Raw genomic sequence first — 24,369 nt, forward strand, 5'->3', positions numbered from 1 at the left:
GGATAACAATGTTAAATAAATTAATAGGTCTATTTTCAAATGATATGGCTATAGATTTAGGAACTGCAAATACTGTTGTTTCTATTAGAGGGAAAGGTATTATTATAAATGAACCTTCTGTTGTTGCTGTTCAGCATGATAGATATGGAAAAGATAAAATATTAGCTGTTGGTCAAGAAGCCAAACAGATGATTGGTAAAACCCCATTAAATATCCAAGCTGTAAGGCCTATGAAAGATGGGGTAATAGCTGATTTTGAGATGACTGAAAGAATGATTAGATACTTCATTGAAAAAGCTCACTCAAGAAAATCATTTATTAGACCTAGAATTATTATTTGTATCCCATTTGGAATTACTCAAGTTGAGAAAAAAGCTGTAAAAGAGTCTGCAATTAGTGCAGGAGCTAGAGAAGTATTCTTAGTTGAAGAACCAATGGCAGCTGCAATTGGAGCAGGAATTCCAGTATCTGACCCATCTGGATATGTTGTAGTTGATATTGGTGGAGGTACAACTGAAATTGGTGTAACTTCACTTGGTGGTTTAGTTCTTTGCAAATCAATCAAAGTTGCAGGAGATAGATTTGATAAAGCAATTATGGATTATGTAAGACAAAACTATAATCTTTATATTGGTGAAAGAACAGCTGAGAGTATCAAAATAGAAATTGGTACTGCAATAAAACTTGAAAAAGAGTTAAAAATCAAAGTAAAAGGTAGAGATAACTCTGGATTACTTTCTACAATTGAATTAGGAAGTGAAGGTGTTAGAACTGCAATTAAAGAGCCACTAAAAGAGATTGTTTCAGCAGTGAAAAGTGTACTAGAGGACATGCCACCTGATTTAGCAAGTGATATTGTTGACAATGGAGTTATCCTAACTGGTGGTGGAGCACTAATAAAAGGTCTAGATACATATTTAGCAGATATTATTAAGCTTCCAGTTAAAGTTGCCGATGAGCCACTTCTAGCAGTAGCTTATGGGACAAGTAATGTACTTAATCAATCGGAGCTATTAAAACTGATAACTAATGAATAAATTAATCTTCTTTATTCTTTTTCTAGCCATAAGTTTGTTATACATCTTAGATGTAAACAAGCTTTTAGGTGAAAAATTTACTTTATTTAATAATATAAAAGAGTTTTATATTCATAAAGTAGTAAAAATAACTAACTTCACAGAAAAATACTTTTATCAAGCAAGTACAATTGAAGAACTAAAACAAGAGAATGAAAAACTAAAAGAGTTTAGACTTCTTTATGAAAGTAAAAATCAAAAACTAACTGATTTAGTAAATAGTATAAAGAAATTAAAACCAATAGATGAAAAGCTTATTCAAACAAGAGTTTTATCATATGTTGAGTTTGATGATTTTACAAAAGTTTGGTTAGATAAAGAAAAATTAAATGATCAAATCTCAGGTTTAGTAATTGATGATTATGCAGCTGGAATAGTAGTTAAAAAAAATGATAAAGCACTTGCATTACTAAATGGAAATGAAAAATCAAATTATGCTGTATACATAGGTAAAAATAAAGCCCCTGGAATTACACATAGTATCAAAAAAAGTAAATATATTGTTGCAAAGTATATTCCTATTTGGATTGATATAAATGTAGGAGATGAAGTAACAACATCAGGAATGGATAATATTTTTTTCAAAGGCTTAAAAGTTGGAAAAGTTGTATCTATAAATAAAATGCCTGATATGCAAGAAGCCGTTATTGAACCTTATGCAAAAGTCTTAAAAAGAAGATTTTTTTATATTTATACTTCTAAACTTCTACAAAAAGAACAAAAAAATGAAAATGAGACTATAAATCTTAAAAAAGAACAAAAAAAGATTAAGAAACAATAGCTTTTATATAATCAGCTATCCTAAAAGAGTTAGCATAAATAGTCCAAGTATGAGGTACACTTCCTCCTGTTGGCATAAAACTTCCATCACTTACAAATAAGTTTTTTAAATCATGACTTTGACAATATTTATTTAAAACCGAACTTTTTTTATTATTTCCAAATCTACAACCACCTGCTTGAAGATTTTGAGAGGCTAAAGCACTCATATTGACTTTAATATTTTTTCCACCCATCTTTACTAATACTTTTTTTGCTTTTAAAGCTAAAAAATTTGCAGCTTCTAAATCTTGTTTATGTGCACCAATTCTAATATTTGCAACGGGTATTCCATACTTATCTTTATATTTTTCATCAACACTTACAAAACAGTTATCATTTGGTGTCCAGTCTGTAAAAATTTCAAAGTTTAAAACTCTTTTTTGAGTAAAATTCTTATAAATATTCTCTTGTAAAGCTTCACCAAATAAAAAATTATCTTCACCATCTTTTTTATAAAGGTTTGCTTTTCTTATAGGATTTGCATGGTCAAATAAAAAATCAATAGTTCCACCTTTAAATTTTGAAGTATAATACCAATCTTTTAATGCCCTATTTACAAATAAACCTTGAGTAAAAAGCTCTTCATGATTTAACTTCTCATTCTCACTAAACTCTGCACTTCCTATTCCTCCACCTGTAAAAATCATATTTTTGCCAACTTGTTTTGAACTATTTGCAAGACCATCAGGATAAAAACTATTTTTTGAATTTAGTAAAAGTCTTGAAGTTTCTACAGCTTGGGCAGCCAAAACAAATATTTTTGCTTGAATTGTTTGTGTTTTTTTATTTTTTGTATAATAGTAAGCTTTTGTAACTTTTGATTTATTACTATTTAGTTTATAAACAAAGGCATTTGCTTTTATAGTTAAATTATTTGTTTTCAAAGCATCAACTAAAAGTGAAGCCCTTGCACTTGATTTTGCACCACTACTACAGCCATAGCTTCCACAAAAATTTGAGTAATAACAAGATTTTCTATGATTTTTATCTTCACTTATAATTGCTCTTGGAACCTTGTAAGGGGTATAACCTAACTCTTCACAAGCATTATCAAAAAGTTTTGTGATAGGATGTTCTTGTAAAGGTTTAAAAGCATAGTTTTGTTTACTTCTTGGTTCTTGATGTTTATAGTTTGTAACTTCTCCTGAAACACCTACAACTTCCTCAACTTTTGTGTAATACTTTTCTAAATCATCATATGATATTGGCCAATCTACTATATTTGAATTTTTAATTTTTCCATAAACACTTTTTAACTTAAAATCTTTTGGTTTTAATCTATGAAAGTAGCCACTCATTAGATTTGAAGAACCGCCAAGTAAACTTCCATTCCACCAATTCCAAGCTGTTTCATAAGTGGGGAATTTGACCCATTTTTTATTTACAAACTCTTCTATTGTATGGTATTGCTCTTTTAAATTTGGAGTTAATACACTTTTTCGAACAAAAGCTAATTCATCTTTTGAGAAATCATTTTCAGTATAAATAGAACCTTTTTCTAAAATTACAACTTTTTTACCTGCTTTGCTAAGTTCATAAGCAATAGGTGCTGCTCCTGCACCACTTCCTATAATACAAATATCATAAACCATCAGTTTTTCCATATTTAACTTTAGGTCTTGGCTCTCCTGCTTGAAATTTCAAAGATTCATATGCTATTTGATTTTTATTTCCACCATATATAGGATCACTAAGCATTGCTTCTATACCATAATATATTAAATAAGATAACCAGTTTTGACCATATGAGTTTTGTGAAACTTGCTTAATAATTCTATTTTTTTCTTCAAGTGAAGCTTTTAAAAATTTAGGAAAAGATGAGTTAAAATCTTTTGCACCTTGTAGTAAATAGTTTAAATCATCTTTATCAAAAGTTTTATGATTTATATTTTTCAATAAATAATCAACTGCGCCAAATTCACTTGCACTTGGCATATGTTTAGTTTTTGGAAAAACTATTTCCAAAACCTCTTCAATCACTGACCATAAAAGAGAATTTTTAGCATCAAATAGCCCTTTTGCATTTAGCAAAGCTGTTGCACTAAAAAGTGAACTATTTACTAAAAATACTCTTCTGTGCATTAATAACTAGCCATAATACTATCAACATCATCCCAAGATAATTTCTTTTCATTACTTTTGAACATATTGAAAATATATCTTGCAAACATATCTGTTTCTAAATTTACTTTTGTTCCAACTTTATAAGTTTTAAACAAAGTATTTTCTATAGTGTGTGGAATAATAGTAAGCCTAAAACTTTTATCATAGACATCATTTACAGTAAGAGAAACTCCATCAATAGAAATACTTCCTTTTGGAATTATATATTTAGAATAATCTTTTGGCAAACTTATAATAAAATCTGTTGATGTTCCATTTTTCTTTATTGAACTAACAGTTCCCAAGCAATCAATATGCCCTTGAACAATATGTCCCTCAAATCTATCACCCATCATCATTGCAGGCTCAATATGAACCTTTCCTCTATAGTTTTCCATTGCTAAGATTCTTTGTGATTCTAAAGATAATTCAACAGTAAAAGTGCCAGTTGCAACTCTTACAACCGTTAAACAAGCACCATTTACAGCAATTGAATCACCTATTTTTGGTTTATACTCTGCTTTTAATGTCAAAAAACCATTTTTTAAGCTTAAAACATCAGCCATTTCTCTAATTAATCCTGTAAACACTATATTCCTTTTTATTTTATAAATAATTGTATACCTTGTGATTATAAGATTATTCTTTTTAAATAGTCTTAAAATCAAAAATATAAGTATATTTAAAAAATTATACTAATTTTGTAATTTTATATCTTGACAAAAAATCATGATAGTTGTATTATACTACTTCAATAAAAAATCATGATAATTTTACAAATGGAGCATATTATGTTAAAAAAAATGAGCTTTTCAAAAAAACTCTTATTTAGTGTTTTAAGTGTTGTTTTTCTATCTTATCTACTTACGACTTTAGTAATAACAACGAAATCGTTTGATAGTGCAGAAAATATTTCTGAAGAATTATTAATAAATCAAGCAAATGTTGATTTACAAAAAGTAAAACAAGTTCCCGAGAAAGCTGTAGTTGCAGCTTATAGTTTAGCTGCATCTATTGAAGCCGTTATTCAAACTGGTGTATACTCAGAAGATTCAATTGCAAAAATGGTGTATAACACTTTAGAAAAAAATCCTTATGCTATTGGTGCATGGATTGGACCTGAACCTGGTAAGATTTTTTCACTTGACTTTACAAGAATATCTGAAAAAAAATATTACAACACAGATGGTAAGTATTGCCCGTTTTTTACTAAATCTAATAATGGACATATTAAAGTAACTCCAGGTACAGTTGGTCCCAAAGAGAAGAAACCTTGGATTTTTGGACCATATAAAAGTGGTAAAGAGTATATTACTGAACCTTATATGTACAATGTAGATGGACAAACTCTACTTATGACTACAATTTCAGTACCTATTTATAATAATAAGGAATTTATTGGAGCTGTAGGAATTGATATATCTTTAGAGAAAATTGCAGAAGATATTTCTAAAATAAAACTTTATGATACTGGGTATGCTATTTTACTATCTGAAAAAGGTAATATACTAGGACACCCTAATAAAGAATTTCTTATGAAAAATATTAAAAAAATATCTTCAAACAAACAAGAGAAATCTCTTCCAGAGAAAATTTCAAATAATGAGTCTTATACATTTGATAAAAAAAATGATGCTAATTTAATTTCTCATTTTTATTTAGAACCATTTGAAATCTCAAACACAGGTGTAAATTGGGCTTTATTAATAAATGCTCCTAAAAATGAGTATCTTCAAGAAGCAACCAATATCAGAATGATATCAATTTTTGGAAGTATCCTTGGCTTTTTAGTAGTATCATTAATAATTATCTATAATACAAGAATATTAAATAAAAATCTAAATACGATTACATTAGGATTATCAAATTTCTTTAATTATTTAAATAAACAAACAAGTAATGTAAAAAGAATAGATTTAAAAACTCAAGATGAATTTGGAAAAATGGCAAAAGATATTAATAATAATATTGATAAAATTGAAACTAGCCTAATTAAAGACCAAAAGGCAGTTGAAGATGTTATTAAAGTCGTTTCAAATATTAATGATGGTGACCTTACAAAAAGAATTGATGCAACTGCTTCAACTCCTGAACTAATTAAACTAACTCAAAATTTCAATGATATGCTAAATACATTAGAAAAAAAAGTGGGAAAAAATATAAATACTATTCTAGAAGTATTAAATAAGTTTTCAGAATATGATTTTACAAAAGCTATTCCAAATGCAAATGCACAAATTGAACAAAGTATCAATAACTTAGGTAAGGAAGTTTCAAACTTATTACAACAATCTTTAGAAGTTGGTTTAACCTTAGGAAATGCTTCTGATGAATTAAATAATAATGTAAACTTTTTAAATAAAGCATCAAATGAAACTGCCACAAGTTTGGAAGAAACAGCTGCCAGTTTAGAAGAAATCACGAGTGCTATTGTACACAATAATGAAAATGTTTCTAAAATGAGTATAGCAGCTAATAAACTTGTGGTTTCTGCTAAAGAAGGACAAGATAATGCAAAAAATACTACTGATTCTATGGATGAGATTACGGCACAAGTATCTTTAATTAATGAATCAATTTCAGTAATTGATCAAATTGCTTTTCAAACAAATATCTTAAGTTTAAATGCAGCAGTAGAGGCTGCAACTGCAGGAGAAGCAGGAAAAGGTTTCGCAGTTGTTGCACAAGAAGTTAGAAATTTAGCCAATAGAAGTGCTGATGCAGCAAATGAAATAAAGACTATTGTAGAAAATGCAACTACAAAAGCAAATCATGGTAAAGATATTAGTACTCAAATGATAAAAGGTTATGAAGAACTATTAGTAAATATCAATGATGCAACAAATAGAATAAAAGAGATTACAAATGCAAGTAAAGAACAAGAAAGTGGAATAACTCAAATTAATGATGCTATTACTCATTTAGATAAACAAACACAAGAGAATGCAAATATTGCAAGTCAAACACAAAATATAGCGAGCCAAACTCATATTATTGCTCGACAAATTATTAAAGATACTAACTCAAAAGAGTTTATTGGGAAAACTGAAGTTAAAGCACAAAAAATTAAAAGTAATACTATTCAAAACACCCAAGATATAGAAAAATTACATAAGAAACATGATAAAAAAATAGAAAAATCTAATGAATGGGAAAGCTTTTAAAAGCTTTCCTTCTACAAATTTAAAAAATTAGCTTTTTTTTATTAAAAATATTTTGAATAATTTCATTTTTTTGGTATTATACAAAAAATATTTGGAAGCTTATTTTTATTACAATTAACAACTATTCAAAAATGCTTCAAAACCTAGAAAACTTTACGAAAACAGATAATTTAGACTCAATAATACTGTTTTTCAATAAACTTAACAGAAATTTTACGGAGACAAAATGAACTATGACATTATCGTCGTTGGAGGCGGACACGCTGGAATAGAAGCTTCACTAGCTAGTGCAAGAATGGGTAAAAAAACTCTTTTAATCACTATGCTAGTTGAACAAATCGGAGCAGCTTCATGTAATCCAGCAATTGGAGGACTTGCCAAAGGGCATTTAGTAAGAGAACTAGATGCAATTGGTGGAGAGATGGGACTTTGTACAGATGCAACTGGAATTCAATTTAGAGTTTTAAATGCTTCAAAAGGTGCAGCAGTACAAGGAAGTCGTGCACAAATTGACATGGATAAATATAGATATTACATGAGAGAAGTATGCCACAAAACTGATAATTTAGAAATTTATCAAGACGAAGTAACTTCACTTATATTAGATAAAAATAATGATGTTATTGGAGTAAAAACAAAATTAACAGAAGAATTCTTAGCAAAAAAAGTTATTCTTACAACTGGTACTTTTATGAAAGGTCTTATTCATATAGGACAAAACCAGTATGAAGCAGGAAGAGCTTGGGAACTTCCATCAACAACACTATCTACGCAATTAAAAGAGATGGGATTAAATGTAGGAAGACTAAAAACAGGAACACCTTCAAGAATTGATTCAAATTCTATTGATTTTTCTGTTATGGAAAAGCATGGAGGTGATGAGAAACCTACACCTTTCTCATTTAGAACAGATAAAAGTAAATTTAATCCTACTCAATATCCATGCTATATTACATACACAAATATGGGAACTCACTCAACAATTAGTTCAAACTTTGATAGAGCTCCTTTATTTACAGGACAAATCAAAGGTAATGGACCAAGATATTGCCCAAGTATTGAAGATAAAGTAAATAGATTTAGTGAAAGAGACAGACATCAACTATTTTTAGAACCTCAAACTGCGATGTGTACAGAATATTATATCAATGGACTTAGTACTTCTTTACCTATTGATGTTCAAAAACAAATGGTACATTCAATCAAAGGTTTAGAAAACGCAAAAATTATAAGATATGGATATGCAATTGAGTATGATTATGTTGATCCAACAGAATTAAAACATACATTAGAAACAAAAAAAGTAAATAATTTATATCTTGCTGGACAAATCAATGCAACAACTGGATATGAAGAAGCTGCTTCTCAAGGACTAATGGCAAGTATAAATGCATGTTTATCAATTGATAATAAAGAACCTTTAATACTAAGACGAGATGAAGCGTATATTGGAGTTTTAATCGATGATTTAGTAACTAAAGGAACAAATGAACCTTATAGAATGTTTACAAGTAGAGCAGAATATAGATTACTTTTAAGAGAAGAAACAGCTGATTTAAGGCTAAGTAAATATGGATATGAACTTGGACTTATTGATGATAAAACTATGTCAAAAATAGAGAATAAAAGAGAAGTAATAAATAATGCAATCTCTTTTATGGAAAATGAATGGTTTACTTCAAAAAAAGAGAATCTTGAACTTTTATCAAAATTAGGTGAAGATAAAATTAAAGACCGAGCTTTATTGATTGATATTGTAGGAAGAAATACAGTAACATCTGAAAAATTTGACGAATTAGTGCCATCACTTAAAGATGTTGAACCATACTTAAAAGAACAAATCATTATTGAAGCAAAATATTACAGATATGTAAAAAAACAAGAAAAACAGATAGAAAAAATGCAAAAAATGCTTAAATTAAAAATTCCCGAAGATTTTAACTACAATGAAATTCCTGGATTATCAAATGAAGTAATAGAAAAACTTCAAAAAGCAAAACCACCTACACTATTCAATGCAAGTGAAATCTCAGGAGTAACACCTGCTGCAATTGATGTTTTACATATGTATATGAATGTAAAAAACAAATTCTCAGAATAATAATAGTTATGTATGTAGCATTTGCTTCATACATATCTTATATCTTTTTTTATTAATATTCAAAACTTTATACCACATAGAATTAATTTTATTTTTTTATTAATTTTAAATATTTCTATCTATTCAAAAGAAAATTTATCGCTTAACAATACTTTTACAAATTAATACATCTTAATAGTTATTTATTTAATTTTTTTTATTAATTTTTATATTTAAGTTCTTGACAATAAATCATGATTAGTGTATCATTTTCATTAACAAATCATGATTATTTAAACATCACGATATTTCTAATATCGTGATTAAATTTATGGTTTTAATTCTTTTTTTCTTTCAAATATATTTTATTAATTATTTGCAAGAAAAATTTATTTTAAACGGAGGTTTAAAAATGGAGACAAAAAAAGTAGGTATTGAGCCTAAGATTTTTTTTCCCTCATTAATTGTAGTTGTTATTCTTGGTTATTTAGTAGTTCAAGACTTAGATGCTTCAAATGCAATGATTAGTAAAGTTTTTAGTTACATTACTAATAGCTGGGGTTGGGCTTTTGAATGGTATATGGTTGTATTTGGAATTATTTGGGCTTGGTTAGTTTTTGGTCCAATGAAAAACAATACTTTAGGTGATGAGAAACCTGAATTTAGTACATTCAGTTGGATTTTCTTAATGTTTGCTTCTTGTACTTCAGCAGCAGTACTTTACTGGGGAACAATTGAAGCTTACTATTATATAGCTTACCCTCCTTTTGCAAATGAGGCATTTTCTCCTGCTGCAAAAGAGTTTGGATTGGCATATAGTTTATTCCATTGGGGTCCATTACCTTGGGCTGGTTATGCTGTATTGACTGTTGCTTTTGGTTACTTTATTTGGGTAAAAAAAATCAATGTAATGAGACCAAGTGGTTGTATTGAAGCAACTGTTGGGAAAAAACTTGCAAATGGCTGGTTAGGAACAATTATTGATAATTTTTATATTGTCGCTCTTATTCTAGCAATGGGTACAAGTTTAGGTTTAGCAACTCCACTTGTAACTGAGTGTATGGAATGGTTATTTGGGATTGAAAGAACTTTACAACTTGATACAATGATTATCTCAGCATGGGTAGTTTTTAATGCAATTTGTGTTGCTTTTGGTTTAAATAAAGGTATTAAAGCTGCAAGTGATATAAGAAGTTATTTAACAATTATTATGCTTGGTTGGGTACTTATTGTAGGGGCTTCTACATTTACAGTTAATTATTTTACAGATTCTGTTGGTGTTATGTTAGATAGTTTAAGCAGAATGCTTTTTTATACTGATCCTATTAGAGAAGGTGGATTTCCTCAAGGTTGGACAGTATTTTATTGGGCATGGTGGGTAACTTTTGGAATCCAAATGTGCATCTTCCTTGCAAGAATTTCAAGAGGTAGAACAGTTAGAGAAATTTGTTTAAATATGGTTGCTGGACTTACTCTTACTACATGGGCAATGTGGACAATTTTAGGAAGTAATACAGTTAATGTAATGATTAAAGGTTTAGCAAATTTACCTGAAATTGCTAAAACTGAAGGTATTCCAAGAGCTATTATTGAAACATGGGCTTCGCTTCCATTTGCAACAATCACTATTTGGGGATTTTTTATTCTTTGCTTTATTGCAACAGTTACATTAATTAATGCTTGTTCATATACTCTTGCAATGTCTACTTGTAAAGAAGCCTCAGGTTATAGTGAACCTCCGTTATGGGTAAGAATTGGTTGGTCATTAATCGTTGGAATTATTGGTGTTACACTTTTAGCACTTGGAGGATTAAAACCACTTCAAACTGCAATTATTGCTGGTGGTTGTCCACTATTCTTTGTAAATATCTTGATTTTAGTCTCTTTCTTTAAAGATTCCAAGAAAAATAAATGGTATTAAAATAAAAAATAAATTTTAAAAAGGAACATAAATATGATTAGTTTTAAATTAACTGATGAACAAGAACTTTTTGTTGATGGTGTAAAAGAATTAATGGAAAGAGAAAATTGGGAAGCTTATTTTGCCCAATGTGATGAGAAGCATGAATATCCAATTAAATGGGTAAAAGAGTTAGCCGAACTTGGTATTGATACTATGCTTTTACCAGAAGAGCATGGAGGAATGGGTGAATCTATGGTTACACTTGCTGCTATTTGGGAAGAGTTAGGAAGACATGGTGCACCTACTTATATCTTATATCAGTTGCCAGGATTTAGTACTATTTTAAGACATGGTACGCAAGAACAAATTGATAAAATCTTTGAATTTAGAGGAACGGGTGAACAAATGTTTAACTCTGCAATTACAGAACCAAGTGCAGGGTCAGATGTTGGAAGTTTACAAACAACTTATAAAAGAGAGAATGGAAAGGTTTATTTAAACGGTCAAAAATGCTTTATTACAAGTAGTTTACATACTCCATATTTAATTGTTATGGCAAAAGATGCAAATAGTGAAAAACCTATTTTCTCTGAATGGTTTATTGATATGAAAAAAGCAGGCATTAAATTAACTCCTTTAGAAAAACTAGGTCTTAGAATGGATAGTTGTTGTGAAGTTGTTTTTAATAATGTTGAATTAGAAGAAAAAGATATGTTTGGAGCTGAGGGTGAAGGTTTCAATAGAGTTAAAGCTGAATTTGATGATGAGAGATTTTTAGTTGCTTGCACAAACTATGGTGTTGCATTATGTGCATTTGAAGATGCTGCAAAATATGCAAACCAAAGAGTTCAATTTGGAGAAGCAATTGGTAGAACTCAATTAATCCAAGAAAAATTTGCAAATATGGCAATTAAACTTAACTCAATGAAAAATATGATTTTTGAAACTGCATGGAAAACTGATGAAGGAATAGCAACTTCAGGTGATTCTGCAATGTGCAAATACTATTGTGCGAATGCAGCATTTGAAGTTATTGATACATCAATGCAAGTTCTTGGTGGTATTGGAGTAACAGGTCATAGAGTTGGAAGATTTTGGAGAGACTTAAGAATTGATAGACTTTCTGGTGGTTCTGATGAAATGCAAATCTTAACATTAGGACGACAAGTTCTAAAAAAATATAGATAAGCAAGGAAAATTATGTCAAATAAAATACAAACACCTAAATTTGGTCCACTTTCTGGAATGAAAGTGGTTTTTTCTGCAATTGAGATTGCAGGTCCCTTTTCAGCACAAATGTTTGCTGAGTGGGGAGCAGAAGTGATTTGGATTGAACATTCTGCGTATCCTGATACGATTAGAGTGCAAGAAAATTATCCTGAGTTATCAAGAAGAAATCTTCATGCATTATCTTTGAATGTATTTTCAGAAGAAGGAAGAGAAGTATTTTTAAAACTAATAGAAGATGCTGATGTATTTATTGAAGCTAGTAAAGGTCCTGCTTTTGCTAAAAGAGGTATTACAGATGAACTTTTATGGGAAAAAAATAAAAAATTAGTAATTGGGCACTTATCTGGTTTTGGTCAATACGGTACAGAAGAGTACACACATTTAGCAGCATATAATACAATTGCTCAAGCTTTTAGTGGTTATTTAATGCAAAATGGAGATGTTGATCAGCCAATGCCAGCATTTCCATATACAGCTGATTATATGGCAGGATTTGCTGTAACTAGTTCTGTTTTAGCTGCAGTTTATAATGCAGAAAAAACAGGTATTGGTGAAAGTATTGATGTTGCTATGTATGAAGTAATGTTAAGAGTTGGTCAATATTACATGATGGACTACTTAAACGGTGGTGAAATGTGTCCTAGAATGATTAAAGGGAAAGACCCTCTATACGCTGGTTGTGGATTATATAAATGTAATGACGGATATATCGTATTTGAAGTAGTTGGAGGAAATCAAGTTAAAGAGATTTTTAATCTACTTGGTATTTCAGAATACATTGGTACAGAAGAAATTCCAGAAGGTACTCAACTTATTTCAAGAAAGATGTCAGCATCACAACTTTTTGAAGATAAATTAGATGAGTACTTTGAAGCACTAACAATTGAAGAAGCATTAGCCTTACTTGCAAAATATAAAATTGCTGGAGCAAAAGTTCTTGATGCTCATGAACTTCAATCAAATCCACAATATATTGCAAGAGATTCATTTACTCAATGGGAATCAATGGAAGGTAAAAAAGTAACAGGTCCTAATGTAATGCCTAAGTTTAAAAATAACCCAGGGAAAATCTGGAGAGCAAAACCATCTTACGGAATGGATACTAAAGGTATTTTAAATGAGCTTGGTTACTCAGAAGATAGCATTAATGAATTAGCAAAGAATAAAATTATTAATATAGGATAAATTTAGTAAAGAGGTATTTCAATGGATATTATTGAACAAAAAAGTGTAGGACAATTATGGGATCATTTAGCAAAGCAATATGGTTTAAAAACTGCTTTAATTTTTGAGGATATAAACGCAAATACATATAAATATTCATACTTAAAAATGAATGAGAACATAAACAAAACAGCAAATCTATTCCTTAGCTTAGGAGTAAGAAAAGGAGATAGAGTTGCATTACATATTAATAATTGTCCAGAACTTTTGTTCAGTTGGTTTGCCCTTTGTAAAATAGGAGCCATTATGGTTCCTATTAATGCACACTATTTATATAATGAGACATCATACATAATAAATAAATGTAAACCAAAAATTGTTGTTACAGAAGAAATATTTTTAGATGTTTACAAACGAATAATTAAAGATTCAAAATGTACTATAGAAAATATTTTAATTGCAAGAGTAGAAGATAAGAGTTTTGATAATTTCATCAATTTTAACAATTCGTATAAAAAACAAAGTACTTCCCTACTTAATAAAGTTGAAATTAATAATCAAGATACAACAGAAATTTTATTTACTTCTGGAACGACATCATTACCAAAAGGTGTAGTAATTAGCCACTACAATCTATTATTTGCTGGACATTATACATCATGGCAATGTCAACTATCAGAAAATGATATTTATATGACAGTTATGCCTGCATGGCATATTGACTTCCAATGTACTGCTGCTATGCCAACATTTAGCTCAGGTGCAACACTTGTATTGTTAGAAAAATATAGTGCAAGAAAATTTTGGAATCAAGTATGTAGTTATAAAGCTACAATCACTGAATGTATTCCAAAAATTATTTGTACTTTACTTCTTCAGCCTAAAAAAGCATGGGAAAGAAACCATTGCTTAAGAGAAGTATTTTATTATTTAACATTACCTACAAAAGACAAAGATGCATTCATCGATAGATTTAACGTAAAACTATTAACATCATATGGAATGACTGAAACAATAGTTGGTCTTATTGGAGATCGTCCCCACGATAAAAGAAAATGGCCATCAATTGGAAAAGTAGGTTTTTCATATGAAGTGAAAATTATAAATGAAAACAATGAAGAAGTAACTCCTAATACTATTGGCGAAATTTATATAAAAGGTATACCAGGAAAGACTATTTTTAATGGATACTATCAAGATGAAAATGAAACAAAAAAAGTTTTAAATAACAATGGATGGTTTCATACTGGTGATACAGGATATGTCGATGAAGAAGGTTATTTTTATTTTGTAGATAGAAAGTCAAACCTTATAAAAAGCGCTGGAGAGAATGTTTCGGCTAGTGAAATCGAAACCCTTTTATCTTCCCATCCTAAAATACTCGAAAGTGCAGTAATTGGAGTCACTGATAAAATATGCTGTGAATTAATCAAAGCATTTGTTGTGTTAAAAAATAGTGAAGTTTTAACAGAAAATGAAATTATAGATTATTGTCAAAAATATCTAGCAGATTTTAAGATCCCTAGTAAAGTTGAAATCTGCGATAGTCTTCCTAAAACATGTTTAGGAAAACTAAAAAAAGATGTATTAAGACAATCTTGTTGTTAAAAGGAGAAAGAAGATGGCAATAAAAACAGAGATGGTAGGACAAACATTTGGTCCTTTCCAAAGAGATTATGACTGGAAATCATTAAGTTTATTTGCACTTGGAAGTGGTGCAGCATTTGATGGTAAAACTGGATTAAAATATGTTTATGAAAAAAATATGAAAATGCTTCCTACTTTTGGTGCAATGCCTATTGTTGATGCTGAAGTTACTAAAACTATTGATTGGGGTTATGATTATTCTGGTTCTTTACACTGGAGTTTTGATGTTAAATTTCATAATCCTATGAAAAAGCTTGAAGGTAAATTAAGTACTAAAGTTTTATTAAAAGGTTTATATGACAGAGGTGAAGGTAGAGGTACTCTAGCTCAACATATTGGTGAAACTTATGATGATGATGGCACTTTACTTTTCACTTGTGAAAGTTGGGATTGTTGTATATTTGATGGTGGTTGGGATGGTCCTAAAGCTCCTAAAGATATTGTTGAAATCCCTGAGAGAAAACCTGATTTTGAAGTTACTGAAAAAATTGCTGAAAATAGAGCTTTAATTTATAGACTTTCTGGTGATACTCATCCTCAACATGTTGATTGGGATTATGCCCAAGAAGTTGGTTATCCTAAACCTAATTGCCATGCTGTTAGTACTGCTGGTGTTGCTTGTAGACATATCATTGATACTATTTTAGATGGTGATAGTGATAGATTAACAAGATTCAAAACAAGAATTACTAAACCTCTTTTCCCTGGTTGTACTGTTAAAACTCAAATCTGGAAATGGGATGATAACTCTATTAGATTTAGAGTTATTGATGCTAATGACCCAGACATGATCTATTTTAACTTCGCTCTTGCTGAGTGGAAATAATTTAAGGCTTAAGTAGAAACCTCTACTTTTAATTATATATAGAGTTGGTAAAAACCAACTCTATTTTTTTCATAATAAAGGTAAAGTTATGGGTGAAATAGTATTTTCTTTATTCATTGGAGGCTGTTTAGTCTTTGTTGGTTCTTTATTAAACTATCATTTATTAAAAGAACAAAAAAACTTATCAACAACTATCAATAAAAAAAGACAGAAAATATGAACAGCTATATTATAGGTGTATTACTTAGTATGTTAGTCTATTTAGTAGTAGGAGTTTATGTTGGACGAAAAGTTAAAAACATAAATGACTACTATGTTTCAGGAAGAAATGCCACTACAATATTTATTAGTGGTACTATGTTTGCTTCTATGCTTAGTACAAATGGATTTATGGGCGATACTGCCTATGCATACAATGGAAATATTACAACTTTAGTTTTATTAAATACTATTTGTGCTTGTGGATATATTATTGGAGGTTTGTATTTTGGACGATATATTAGAAGGTCAAAAGCTAATACTATGCCCACATATTTTTGGCAAAGATTTAATAGCATAAGAATTAGAAAGTTTGCAGGAATAATTACTGTAGTCTCACTAAGTGCATATTTATTAAGTGTTTTACAAGGTACAGCAATTTTAATGGTATGTATGACAGGTTTTAGTAAGGAAACTTGCTTGTTACTTGCTTGGTCATGTATTGTATTTTTTACTCTTTACTCTGGTTCAAAAGGTGTTTTAATTACAGATACAATAATGTGTATATTCTTTCTTATTGCAACTATTGTTGCTGGTCAATATATATTTAATGCCTCTGGAGGAATATCGAATCTAATTACAAATTTGGTAAATAATCCAAATACTCCTGATGGTTTACTAAGTTTTCATGGAAATACTAATGGCAAAAGTATTTTTGATATACTATTTTATGGTTTTACTATGGGGATAATTTGGATGATTACTGTTGCAGTTAGTCCTTGGCAAGCAGGTAGAAATTTAATGGTTAAAAATGAACATATTATTTTTCGTGCTGGAACTATAGGTGTTTTATTAAGTGTATTTTTTTTACTTTATTTATATCTAATGGCAATTAGTGTTATTCAAATTAATCCAAATATGCAAGAACCTGAAAGAGTTATTATTTGGGCTGCATTTGAAGTAATGCCAGAATTGATTGGTGTTTTACTTCTAACAGGAATTATGGCAGCAGGACTCTCATCTGCTTCAACATTTTTATCTGTTGTTAGCTTTTGTACTTCAAGTGATATTTTAGATGTGAAGTTCAAAAAAGATAGTTCAAAAATTAATTTTACTAGACTTATTGTTTTTATAGTTAGCTTAATTGCTTTAGGCTTAGCATATCTTGACCTTTCTTCAATTAGAATAATTGCTTGGTTTGCAAGTACTATAATTGCTGCTTCATGGGGATATGTAGCATTTGCTAGTGTATGGAGTAAAAAACTTACAGAAAAAGGTGCTTACTACTCAATGGTTGGTGGATTTTTAATATTTTTCATCACAAAAATATTAAAAGAGATGTTTAATTTACCACTTGATAATATTTTTGACCCATTTTTCCTTGCTATTTTTGGTAGTGCTACGTTGGGAATACTTGGCTCATATAAAGAACGAAGAACAAAAACTGAAGTGGATTTTTTTAATAATCTACACAAAATACCTAGTTCTGAAAGTATAATAAATGAATATAAAAAAGATAGAATATTTGGGTGGACACTAATACTTGCAGGTTTTGTTATTAGTAGTTTTCTAATTAAATACTGGGCAATTCCATATAATGAAGCCCTTGGAACATCTATATTTAAATAAAGGATAAAAATGAATTTTTCTATGCTATATAGTAAAATACACAGAGCAACAGTAACTGATGCAAATTTGAATTATGTAGGTTCAATTACAATTGATGAAGAGCTAATGAAAGCTGCAAAATTTAAGCTAGGACAAAAAGTTGATATTGTCAATATCAACAATGGAGAGAGATTTTCTACATACATAATTAAAGGTAAAGCAGGAAGTAAAGATATGTGCTTAAATGGAGCTGCTGCTAGAAAGGTAGAGATTGGCGATCAAATAATAGTTATTGCTTATGCCTCATATAGTGAAATTGAATTAGATACTTATAAACCAACTGTTGTATTAGTAAATGAAAATAATGATATTGCATCAATAGTAAATGAAATATAAGTTCATTTACTTAAATTAATTTTAATATTTTATTTTAGTATTTAAAGTTAAATTAATTGACAAAAAATCATGATTTCTATATAATCATCTCTAGAGCTTAAAGAAAAATAGTTAAGGATAGGGATAGATATGAATGAGATTTTATATTCAATTTTGATTGGAAGTTGCATAACATTATCAGGTTTAATTTTAACTCTAAACCTTAATAAAGAACAAGAAAAAGTAACTTCTAAACAGAAAAAACTTTAGGCTCTTAATGAATATTTATTTATGGGGAGTAATTACTAGTATACTGATATATTTACTAGTAGGATTTTATGCTGGAAGAAAAGTAAAAAATGTTGAAGATTATTATGTTTCAGGAAGAAATGCAAGTACTTTTTTAATCACAGGAACAATGTTTGCCTCAATGCTTAGCATAAATGGCTTTATGGGTGATACAGCTTATGCATATAGTGGATATATTACTTCTATTGTTTTAATTAATACAATATGTGCATCTGGCTATGTAATTGGTCCACTTCTTTTTGGTCGCTTCATTAGAAGAGCAAAAGTTAATACTATGCCTTCATACTTTTTTAAAAGATTTAATAGCTTAAGAATTAAGCGTTTTGCAGGAATTGTAACAGTTATATCATTAAGTGCATACTTTCTAAGTGTTATAAAAGGTACTTCAATCTTAATGCAATCACTTACAGGCTTTAATGAAACTAGTGCTCTTTTGATTTCTTGGGGATGTATTATGATTTTTACACTCTATTCTGGTTCAAAGGGTGTAATTTTAACTGATACAATAATGTGTATTTTCTTTTTATCTGTAACAATTGTTGCAGGAAGCTATGTATTTAACTCTACTGGAGGAATTGCAAACTTAGTTACAAACTTAGTAAATAATCCTTTAGCTCCTGATGGCATGTTAAGCTATAAAGGGATTGATAACAATTCACTATTTTATGCAGTTACTATGGGTATTATTTGGATGATTACAGTTAGTGTAAGTCCTTGGCAAGCAGGTAGAAACCTTATGGCAAAAAATGAACATGTAATCTTTAGATCTGGTGTTTTAACAGCATTGATAACAGTTTTGTTCCTTTTTTATTTATATTTAATTGCAATTAGTATTATCCAAATTAATCCAAATATGCAAAAACCTGAAGAAGTAATTATATGGGCTGCATATAAAGCAATGCCTGAGATTGTAGGAATGCTTCTTCTTACAGGTATAATGGCAGCTGGACTCTCTTCTGCTTCTACATTCTTATCAGTTGTTAGTTTTAGTATTTCAAGTGACATTCTTGATATAAAATTCAAAAATGAAAAAAAACAATTAAATTTTACAAGAATAGTTCTCTTTATTTTTAGTATTATTATACTAATTATTGCACATTATAATATTCTTTCAATTAGAGTTTTAGCATGGTTTGCAAGTACAATAATTGCTGCTTCATGGGGATATGTAGCATTTGCTAGTGTATGGAGTAAAAAACTCACTGAAAGAGGTGCTTATTATGCAATGATTAGTGGTTTTTTAACATTTATTATTGCAAGATTTTTAAAAGAATATTTTGATATTCCTTTGGAGAATTTTTTACATCCATTTTTTATTGCAACATTTGTAAGTATTTTATCTGGTATTTTAGGTTCTCAAAATCAAATGAAAACAAAAGAAGAAATAAAATTTCAAATATTTCTTCACATTTTACCTAAAAAAGAAAGCAATATATTAGACTATAAAAAAGATAAGATATTTGCATGGATAATAATTATTAGTGGAATTATTATCTCTATTTTACTTATAAATTATTGGGCTTTTGCTTATGAAGACGCAATAAATCTTAAACTATCAATGAAAAGTTAATCACTTTTATTCAGCAATATAAAATATGAATTGATTTATAATCATGATTATATTTTATATAAGTAAAAAAAATTATCATTAATTAAATTTTAAAGGAGATTGAAAACTTTGGAACAAAAAGAAAAAAGAGTAAAAATTAAGCAAGAAAGAATAATGAAATATTTCATAGAATCAGCAGAAGAGATAATCCAAAAAGAAGGAATTGAATCTGTTACAATTAGAAAAACTGCTGACTTAGCGGGGTATACAAGTGCTACCTTATATAACTATTTTGATAATCTAACACACCTTATTTTTTTAGCAACTATGAACCATCTTGAAAATTATAACAAACATCTATATAAAAGTGTAGCTAATTGTAAAAATTCTATTGAAGTATATATGTCAGTATGTTTATGCTTTAGTGAACATGCATATAGTGAACCTGACATATTTGAATTACTATTCTTTTCCCAAGATAGAGAAAAATTTGAAGAGTACACTAATCAATATTATGAATTATATCCAAGTAAAGAGAAAGAGACTCCACAATTTTTAAATACAATGTATCATTTAAATAATATCTATTCAAGAAGTTTTACAATGCTTGACAACTGTATTAAAGATGGATATTTAAATGAAGAAAATGCAAATGATTTTAATGATATTTGTTTAAGATTTACAAAAACCATAATAGAAGATGTAAAAAAAGACAATATGACAAAAGCTGAAGCAATTCAAATAACAATGAAGTATTATTATCAACTTTTTGGCTTCTACTTAAAACCAAAATATAAGCATATATTAGAAGATTATTATAAGAAATTAATGAAAAAGTAAAATAGTCATTTAATTTAAACTAACTAATCTAATTCTTTGTTGACAAGTAATCATGATAATTATATAATACATACAAAAAATAAAATCATGATTATAGGTTAGAATAATGAATAAAATCAACATTAACAATTACATTACAAAACAGATGAAAGAAGTTCTTGACTATCAAGAAGAGTTTGCTAAAAATAATCCCTCTATTTCAAATAGTATTGAAGAAGGAAGAGAAAACTATATAAAAGAAAGAGCATACTGGAATGAAAACAATCTTGAGTTAAAAGAAGAAAAAAGAGTTATTCAAGGAGAATATGGAGATATAACTTTACATATTTATTATCCAAATAACAATAATAATCTAAACTGTACTTTATTTATACATGGTGGTGGCTTTATAGTTGGTAGCCCTAAAACACATGAAAGAATGATAAAATATTTTTCTAAACATAGTAAAAGCATAGTTGTAGCAATTGACTATAAACTATCTCCTGAGTATAAATATCCAATAGCAATACAAGAGTGTGCATTTATTGCAAACTATTTACATAAAAATGCACAAGAATTTAATATAAATAAAAATAGTATATCACTTATGGGTGATTCTGCTGGTGCTAATATTGCTTTTAATACAAATCTTTATTTAAGAGATGAATATAAAGATAATTCATATATAAAAACAATGATTTTATATTATGGAATTTATGGGCTTAACGACTCTACCTCAAGAAGACTATTAGGAAATAAACATGACTCTTTAACAAAAGAGGATATTGAATTTTATGAAGCTTGTTACTTTAAAGATGATGAAATACAGAAAAAATATTATGATTGTTTAAATGCTGATTTATCTTATTCGATTCCACCAACTTACATGTGTGTGGGAAACCTTGACCCTTTATTAGATGATAGTATAACATTGAAAGAGATCTTAGAGTTAAATGGAACTACTTGTGAACTTCAAATATTTAAAGGAGTTATGCATGCTTTTTTACACTATACAAAAATTATGCCAGAAGCAAATAAAGCTTTAAAAAATAGTGCAAATTTTTTTAAAAATAATCAATAAAGGACTCAAGATGAATATTAAAATATCAAATATAGCAAAACTTCCTTCAAAATATGGAGACTTCAAGATTCAATCTTTTAAAGATAAAGATAAAGAGCATTTAGTAATATTTAAAGAACCCATTTTGGATAATACTTTACTTCGTATTCATAGTGAATGCCTAACTGGAGATGCTCTTGGTTCCTTAAAATGTGATTGCCAAGCACAGCTTCATCATGCATTACAATTAATTTCAAAAGAAAATGGAATGGTAATATATTTAAGACAAGAAGGCAGAGGCATAGGTTTATTTAATAAAGTTAATGCTTATGAACTTCAAGATAGAGGATTTAATACAATTGAAGCTAATCATCAATTAGGATTTGAAACTGATTTAAGAGACTATAAAATTGTTGAATATATATTAAACTACTATAAAATAAAAAAAATTAATTTGATAACTAACAATCCAAATAAAATAAATTCTTTAAAAAATTTTGAAATTTTACAAAGAATTCCTTCAATTACACCTACAAATAAACACAATCAAAACTATTTAGAAATAAAAAAAGAATCTTTAGGGCATTTTTTATAATTATAAAAATGCTCTAAAATGACTATTTCCTTGCTATTCTTAAAAAAACTTTATTTTAAAAATTAATTTTTTTATAAAAGTTCTTGACAATAAATCATGATTATTGTATTATTTTGATTATAAAAAAATCATGATTATAATTATTGATTATATTTTATATGAAATTATAAGATTGACTTTTAAATAATAAAAGGAGAAAGAAGATGGCAATAAAAACAGAGATGGTAGGACAAACATTTGGTCCTTTCCAAAGAGATTATGACTGGAAATCATTAAGTTTATTTGCACTTGGAAGTGGTGCAGCATTTGATGGTAAAACTGGATTAAAATATGTTTATGAAAAAAATATGAAAATGCTTCCTACTTTTGGTGCAATGCCTATTGTTGATGCTGAAGTTACTAAAACTATTGATTGGGGTTATGATTATTCTGGTTCTTTACACTGGAGTTTTGATGTTAAATTTCATAATCCTATGAAAAAGCTTGAAGGTAAATTAAGTACTAAAGTTTTATTAAAAGGTTTATATGACAGAGGTGAAGGTAGAGGTACTCTAGCTCAACATATTGGTGAAACTTATGATGATGATGGCACTTTACTTTTCACTTGTGAAAGTTGGGATTGTTGTATATTTGATGGTGGTTGGGATGGTCCTAAAGCTCCTAAAGATATTGTTGAAATCCCTGAGAGAAAACCTGATTTTGAAGTTACTGAAAAAATTGCTGAAAATAGAGCTTTAATTTATAGACTTTCTGGTGATACTCATCCTCAACATGTTGATTGGGATTATGCCCAAGAAGTTGGTTATCCTAAACCTAATTGCCATGCTGTTAGTACTGCTGGTGTTGCTTGTAGACATATCATTGATACTATTTTAGATGGTGATAGTGATAGATTAACAAGATTCAAAACAAGAATTACTAAACCTCTTTTCCCTGGTTGTACTGTTAAAACTCAAATCTGGAAATGGGATGATAACTCTATTAGATTTAGAGTTATTGATGCTAATGACCCAGACATGATCTATTTTAACTTCGCTCTTGCTGAGTGGAAATAATTTAAAAAATAAAGGAGAATAAATGAAAATTTTAGTTGGTTGCAAATTAGTACCAGAAGATCAAGATATTGTGGTTCAAAATGATGGAACTTTAGATACGAGCAAAGCTGCTCCAAAAATTAGTCAGTTTGATTTAAATGCTATTCAAACAGCAGTAGATATAAAAAAAGAGAATGCTAATGCAACAATTACTGCATTAAGTGTTGGTGGTAAAAAACTTGAAAATGTAAAAGTTAGAAAAGATATGCTTTCTAGAGGTTTAGATGAACTTGTAGTGGTTACTAATGAAAAATACGAAAATATATTACCACATCAAACATCAAAAATCTTAAGTGAAGTAGCAAAAGAACAAGGTTTTGATTTAATAATATGTGGAGATGGTTCAGGTGATTTATATGCACAACAAACAGGTATAAAACTTGGTGCATTATTAGATGTTCCTACTGTAAATGGAATTAGTGAAATTGTTTCAATTGATGAAAATAAAATAATTGCAAAAAGAGCTTTAGAAAATGAAGTAGAAGTACTAGAAGTTCCTCTTCCAGCAGTTATTTGTGTATCTGCTGATATTAATGAACCTTCAATTCCTGGAATGAAAGCTATCTTAGCAGCAGGGAAAAAACCTGTAAATGTTAAAGAAGTTGTAGTTGAAGATTCAGCTTTAGTTGATTTAGTTGAGATTAAAGCTCCTAAGAAAAAAGAAAGAGCACATATTATTATTGAAGGTGATAGTGAAGATCAAATCGCTGAATTTGTAAACAATTTAAGAAAAATTATTTAAGTAAA

Annotated in this window: 21 protein-coding genes; 18 read left to right on the plus strand and 3 right to left on the minus strand. The window is 28.8% G+C overall.

The features are described 5' to 3' along the window. Positions 1-8 precede the first annotated feature (8 nt). A complete protein-coding gene (locus tag AMRN_RS13535) occupies positions 9-1,037 on the plus strand; it encodes a rod shape-determining protein (protein ID WP_079577604.1) in 1,029 nt (342 codons plus the stop codon). Beyond that, complete coding sequence (gene mreC / locus AMRN_RS13540) at positions 1,030-1,857, plus strand: rod shape-determining protein MreC (protein ID WP_099309892.1); 828 nt, start codon at positions 1,030-1,032, stop codon at positions 1,855-1,857. Before AMRN_RS13535 ends, mreC begins: the two co-directional genes overlap by 8 nt. On the opposite strand, the gene AMRN_RS13545 is transcribed toward mreC, so the two are convergent. From AMRN_RS13545 to AMRN_RS13555, 3 genes are read right to left on the minus strand one after another with little or no spacing between them, the layout of a single operon-like run. Then, entirely contained in the window at positions 1,844-3,502 is a 1,659-nt protein-coding gene (locus AMRN_RS13545; RefSeq protein ID WP_228150775.1) for a GMC family oxidoreductase, read from the minus strand. The two genes, mreC and AMRN_RS13545, sit on opposite strands and share 14 nt — an antisense overlap. Continuing rightward, positions 3,480-3,980, minus strand: coding sequence for a gluconate 2-dehydrogenase subunit 3 family protein (locus AMRN_RS13550; RefSeq protein WP_099309894.1), 501 nt, complete (start codon positions 3,978-3,980; stop codon positions 3,480-3,482). Before AMRN_RS13550 ends, AMRN_RS13545 begins: the two co-directional genes overlap by 23 nt. Next, complete coding sequence (locus AMRN_RS13555) at positions 3,980-4,591, minus strand: riboflavin synthase (RefSeq protein ID WP_099309895.1); 612 nt, start codon at positions 4,589-4,591, stop codon at positions 3,980-3,982. Before AMRN_RS13555 ends, AMRN_RS13550 begins: the two co-directional genes overlap by 1 nt. A gap of 201 nt (positions 4,592-4,792) precedes the next feature. Between AMRN_RS13555 and AMRN_RS13560 the strand changes: the two genes are divergently transcribed. From AMRN_RS13560 to fixA, 16 genes are all read left to right on the plus strand, one after another. Continuing rightward, positions 4,793-7,165 (plus strand): methyl-accepting chemotaxis protein, encoded by a 2,373-nt coding sequence (locus AMRN_RS13560; protein ID WP_165772819.1) that lies wholly within the window; start codon positions 4,793-4,795, stop codon positions 7,163-7,165. Positions 7,166-7,391: 226 nt separating this feature from the next. Further along, entirely contained in the window at positions 7,392-9,266 is a 1,875-nt protein-coding gene (gene mnmG / locus AMRN_RS13565; protein WP_099309897.1) for a tRNA uridine-5-carboxymethylaminomethyl(34) synthesis enzyme MnmG, read from the plus strand. Positions 9,267-9,657: 391 nt separating this feature from the next. Continuing rightward, positions 9,658-11,166 carry an L-carnitine/gamma-butyrobetaine antiporter gene (caiT, locus tag AMRN_RS13570; protein ID WP_099309898.1) on the plus strand — a complete coding sequence of 503 codons (1,509 nt, stop codon included), beginning with the start codon at positions 9,658-9,660 and terminating at the stop codon, positions 11,164-11,166. A 33-nt stretch (positions 11,167-11,199) separates the two neighbouring features. Beyond that, positions 11,200-12,336 carry a crotonobetainyl-CoA dehydrogenase gene (gene caiA / locus AMRN_RS13575; RefSeq protein WP_228150776.1) on the plus strand — a complete coding sequence of 379 codons (1,137 nt, stop codon included), beginning with the start codon at positions 11,200-11,202 and terminating at the stop codon, positions 12,334-12,336. A 12-nt stretch (positions 12,337-12,348) separates the two neighbouring features. Next, positions 12,349-13,563 (plus strand): L-carnitine CoA-transferase, encoded by a 1,215-nt coding sequence (gene caiB / locus AMRN_RS13580; RefSeq protein ID WP_099309899.1) that lies wholly within the window; start codon positions 12,349-12,351, stop codon positions 13,561-13,563. Between the two features lie 21 nt (positions 13,564-13,584). Continuing rightward, positions 13,585-15,150, plus strand: coding sequence for a crotonobetaine/carnitine-CoA ligase (gene caiC / locus AMRN_RS13585; protein ID WP_099309900.1), 1,566 nt, complete (start codon positions 13,585-13,587; stop codon positions 15,148-15,150). Between the two features lie 13 nt (positions 15,151-15,163). Continuing rightward, complete coding sequence (locus AMRN_RS13590) at positions 15,164-16,015, plus strand: MaoC/PaaZ C-terminal domain-containing protein (protein WP_099312714.1); 852 nt, start codon at positions 15,164-15,166, stop codon at positions 16,013-16,015. Positions 16,016-16,103: 88 nt separating this feature from the next. Then, positions 16,104-16,235 (plus strand): hypothetical protein, encoded by a 132-nt coding sequence (locus tag AMRN_RS14370; protein WP_265734380.1) that lies wholly within the window; start codon positions 16,104-16,106, stop codon positions 16,233-16,235. Then, positions 16,232-17,842: a sodium:solute symporter family protein gene (locus AMRN_RS13595; protein ID WP_099312581.1), complete on the plus strand. Its 1,611-nt coding sequence runs from the start codon at positions 16,232-16,234 to the stop codon at positions 17,840-17,842. The genes AMRN_RS14370 and AMRN_RS13595 overlap by 4 nt, the downstream gene beginning before the upstream one ends. Positions 17,843-17,851: 9 nt before the next feature. Then, positions 17,852-18,217, plus strand: coding sequence for an aspartate 1-decarboxylase (gene panD, locus AMRN_RS13600; protein WP_099312583.1), 366 nt, complete (start codon positions 17,852-17,854; stop codon positions 18,215-18,217). Between the two features lie 256 nt (positions 18,218-18,473). Then, positions 18,474-20,075 (plus strand): sodium:solute symporter family protein, encoded by a 1,602-nt coding sequence (locus tag AMRN_RS13605; RefSeq protein WP_099312584.1) that lies wholly within the window; start codon positions 18,474-18,476, stop codon positions 20,073-20,075. Positions 20,076-20,183: 108 nt separating this feature from the next. Continuing rightward, positions 20,184-20,894, plus strand: coding sequence for a TetR/AcrR family transcriptional regulator (locus AMRN_RS13610; RefSeq protein ID WP_099312586.1), 711 nt, complete (start codon positions 20,184-20,186; stop codon positions 20,892-20,894). Positions 20,895-21,000: 106 nt separating this feature from the next. Continuing rightward, on the plus strand, positions 21,001-21,954 hold the full coding sequence (locus AMRN_RS13615; protein ID WP_099312588.1) for an alpha/beta hydrolase fold domain-containing protein: 954 nt from the start codon (positions 21,001-21,003) through the stop codon (positions 21,952-21,954). 10 nt (positions 21,955-21,964) lie between these two features. Further along, a complete protein-coding gene (gene ribA / locus AMRN_RS13620; RefSeq protein ID WP_099312590.1) occupies positions 21,965-22,528 on the plus strand; it encodes a GTP cyclohydrolase II in 564 nt (187 codons plus the stop codon). Between the two features lie 203 nt (positions 22,529-22,731). Beyond that, positions 22,732-23,583 carry a MaoC/PaaZ C-terminal domain-containing protein gene (locus tag AMRN_RS13625; protein WP_099312714.1) on the plus strand — a complete coding sequence of 284 codons (852 nt, stop codon included), beginning with the start codon at positions 22,732-22,734 and terminating at the stop codon, positions 23,581-23,583. Positions 23,584-23,605: 22 nt separating this feature from the next. Further along, positions 23,606-24,364, plus strand: a complete 759-nt coding sequence (gene fixA, locus AMRN_RS13630) for a putative electron transfer flavoprotein FixA (RefSeq protein WP_099312242.1) — start codon at positions 23,606-23,608, stop codon at positions 24,362-24,364. Positions 24,365-24,369: the final 5 nt, after the last annotated feature.

This window comes from Malaciobacter marinus (genome assembly GCF_003544855.1).
Lineage (GTDB): Bacteria > Campylobacterota > Campylobacteria > Campylobacterales > Arcobacteraceae > Malaciobacter > Malaciobacter marinus.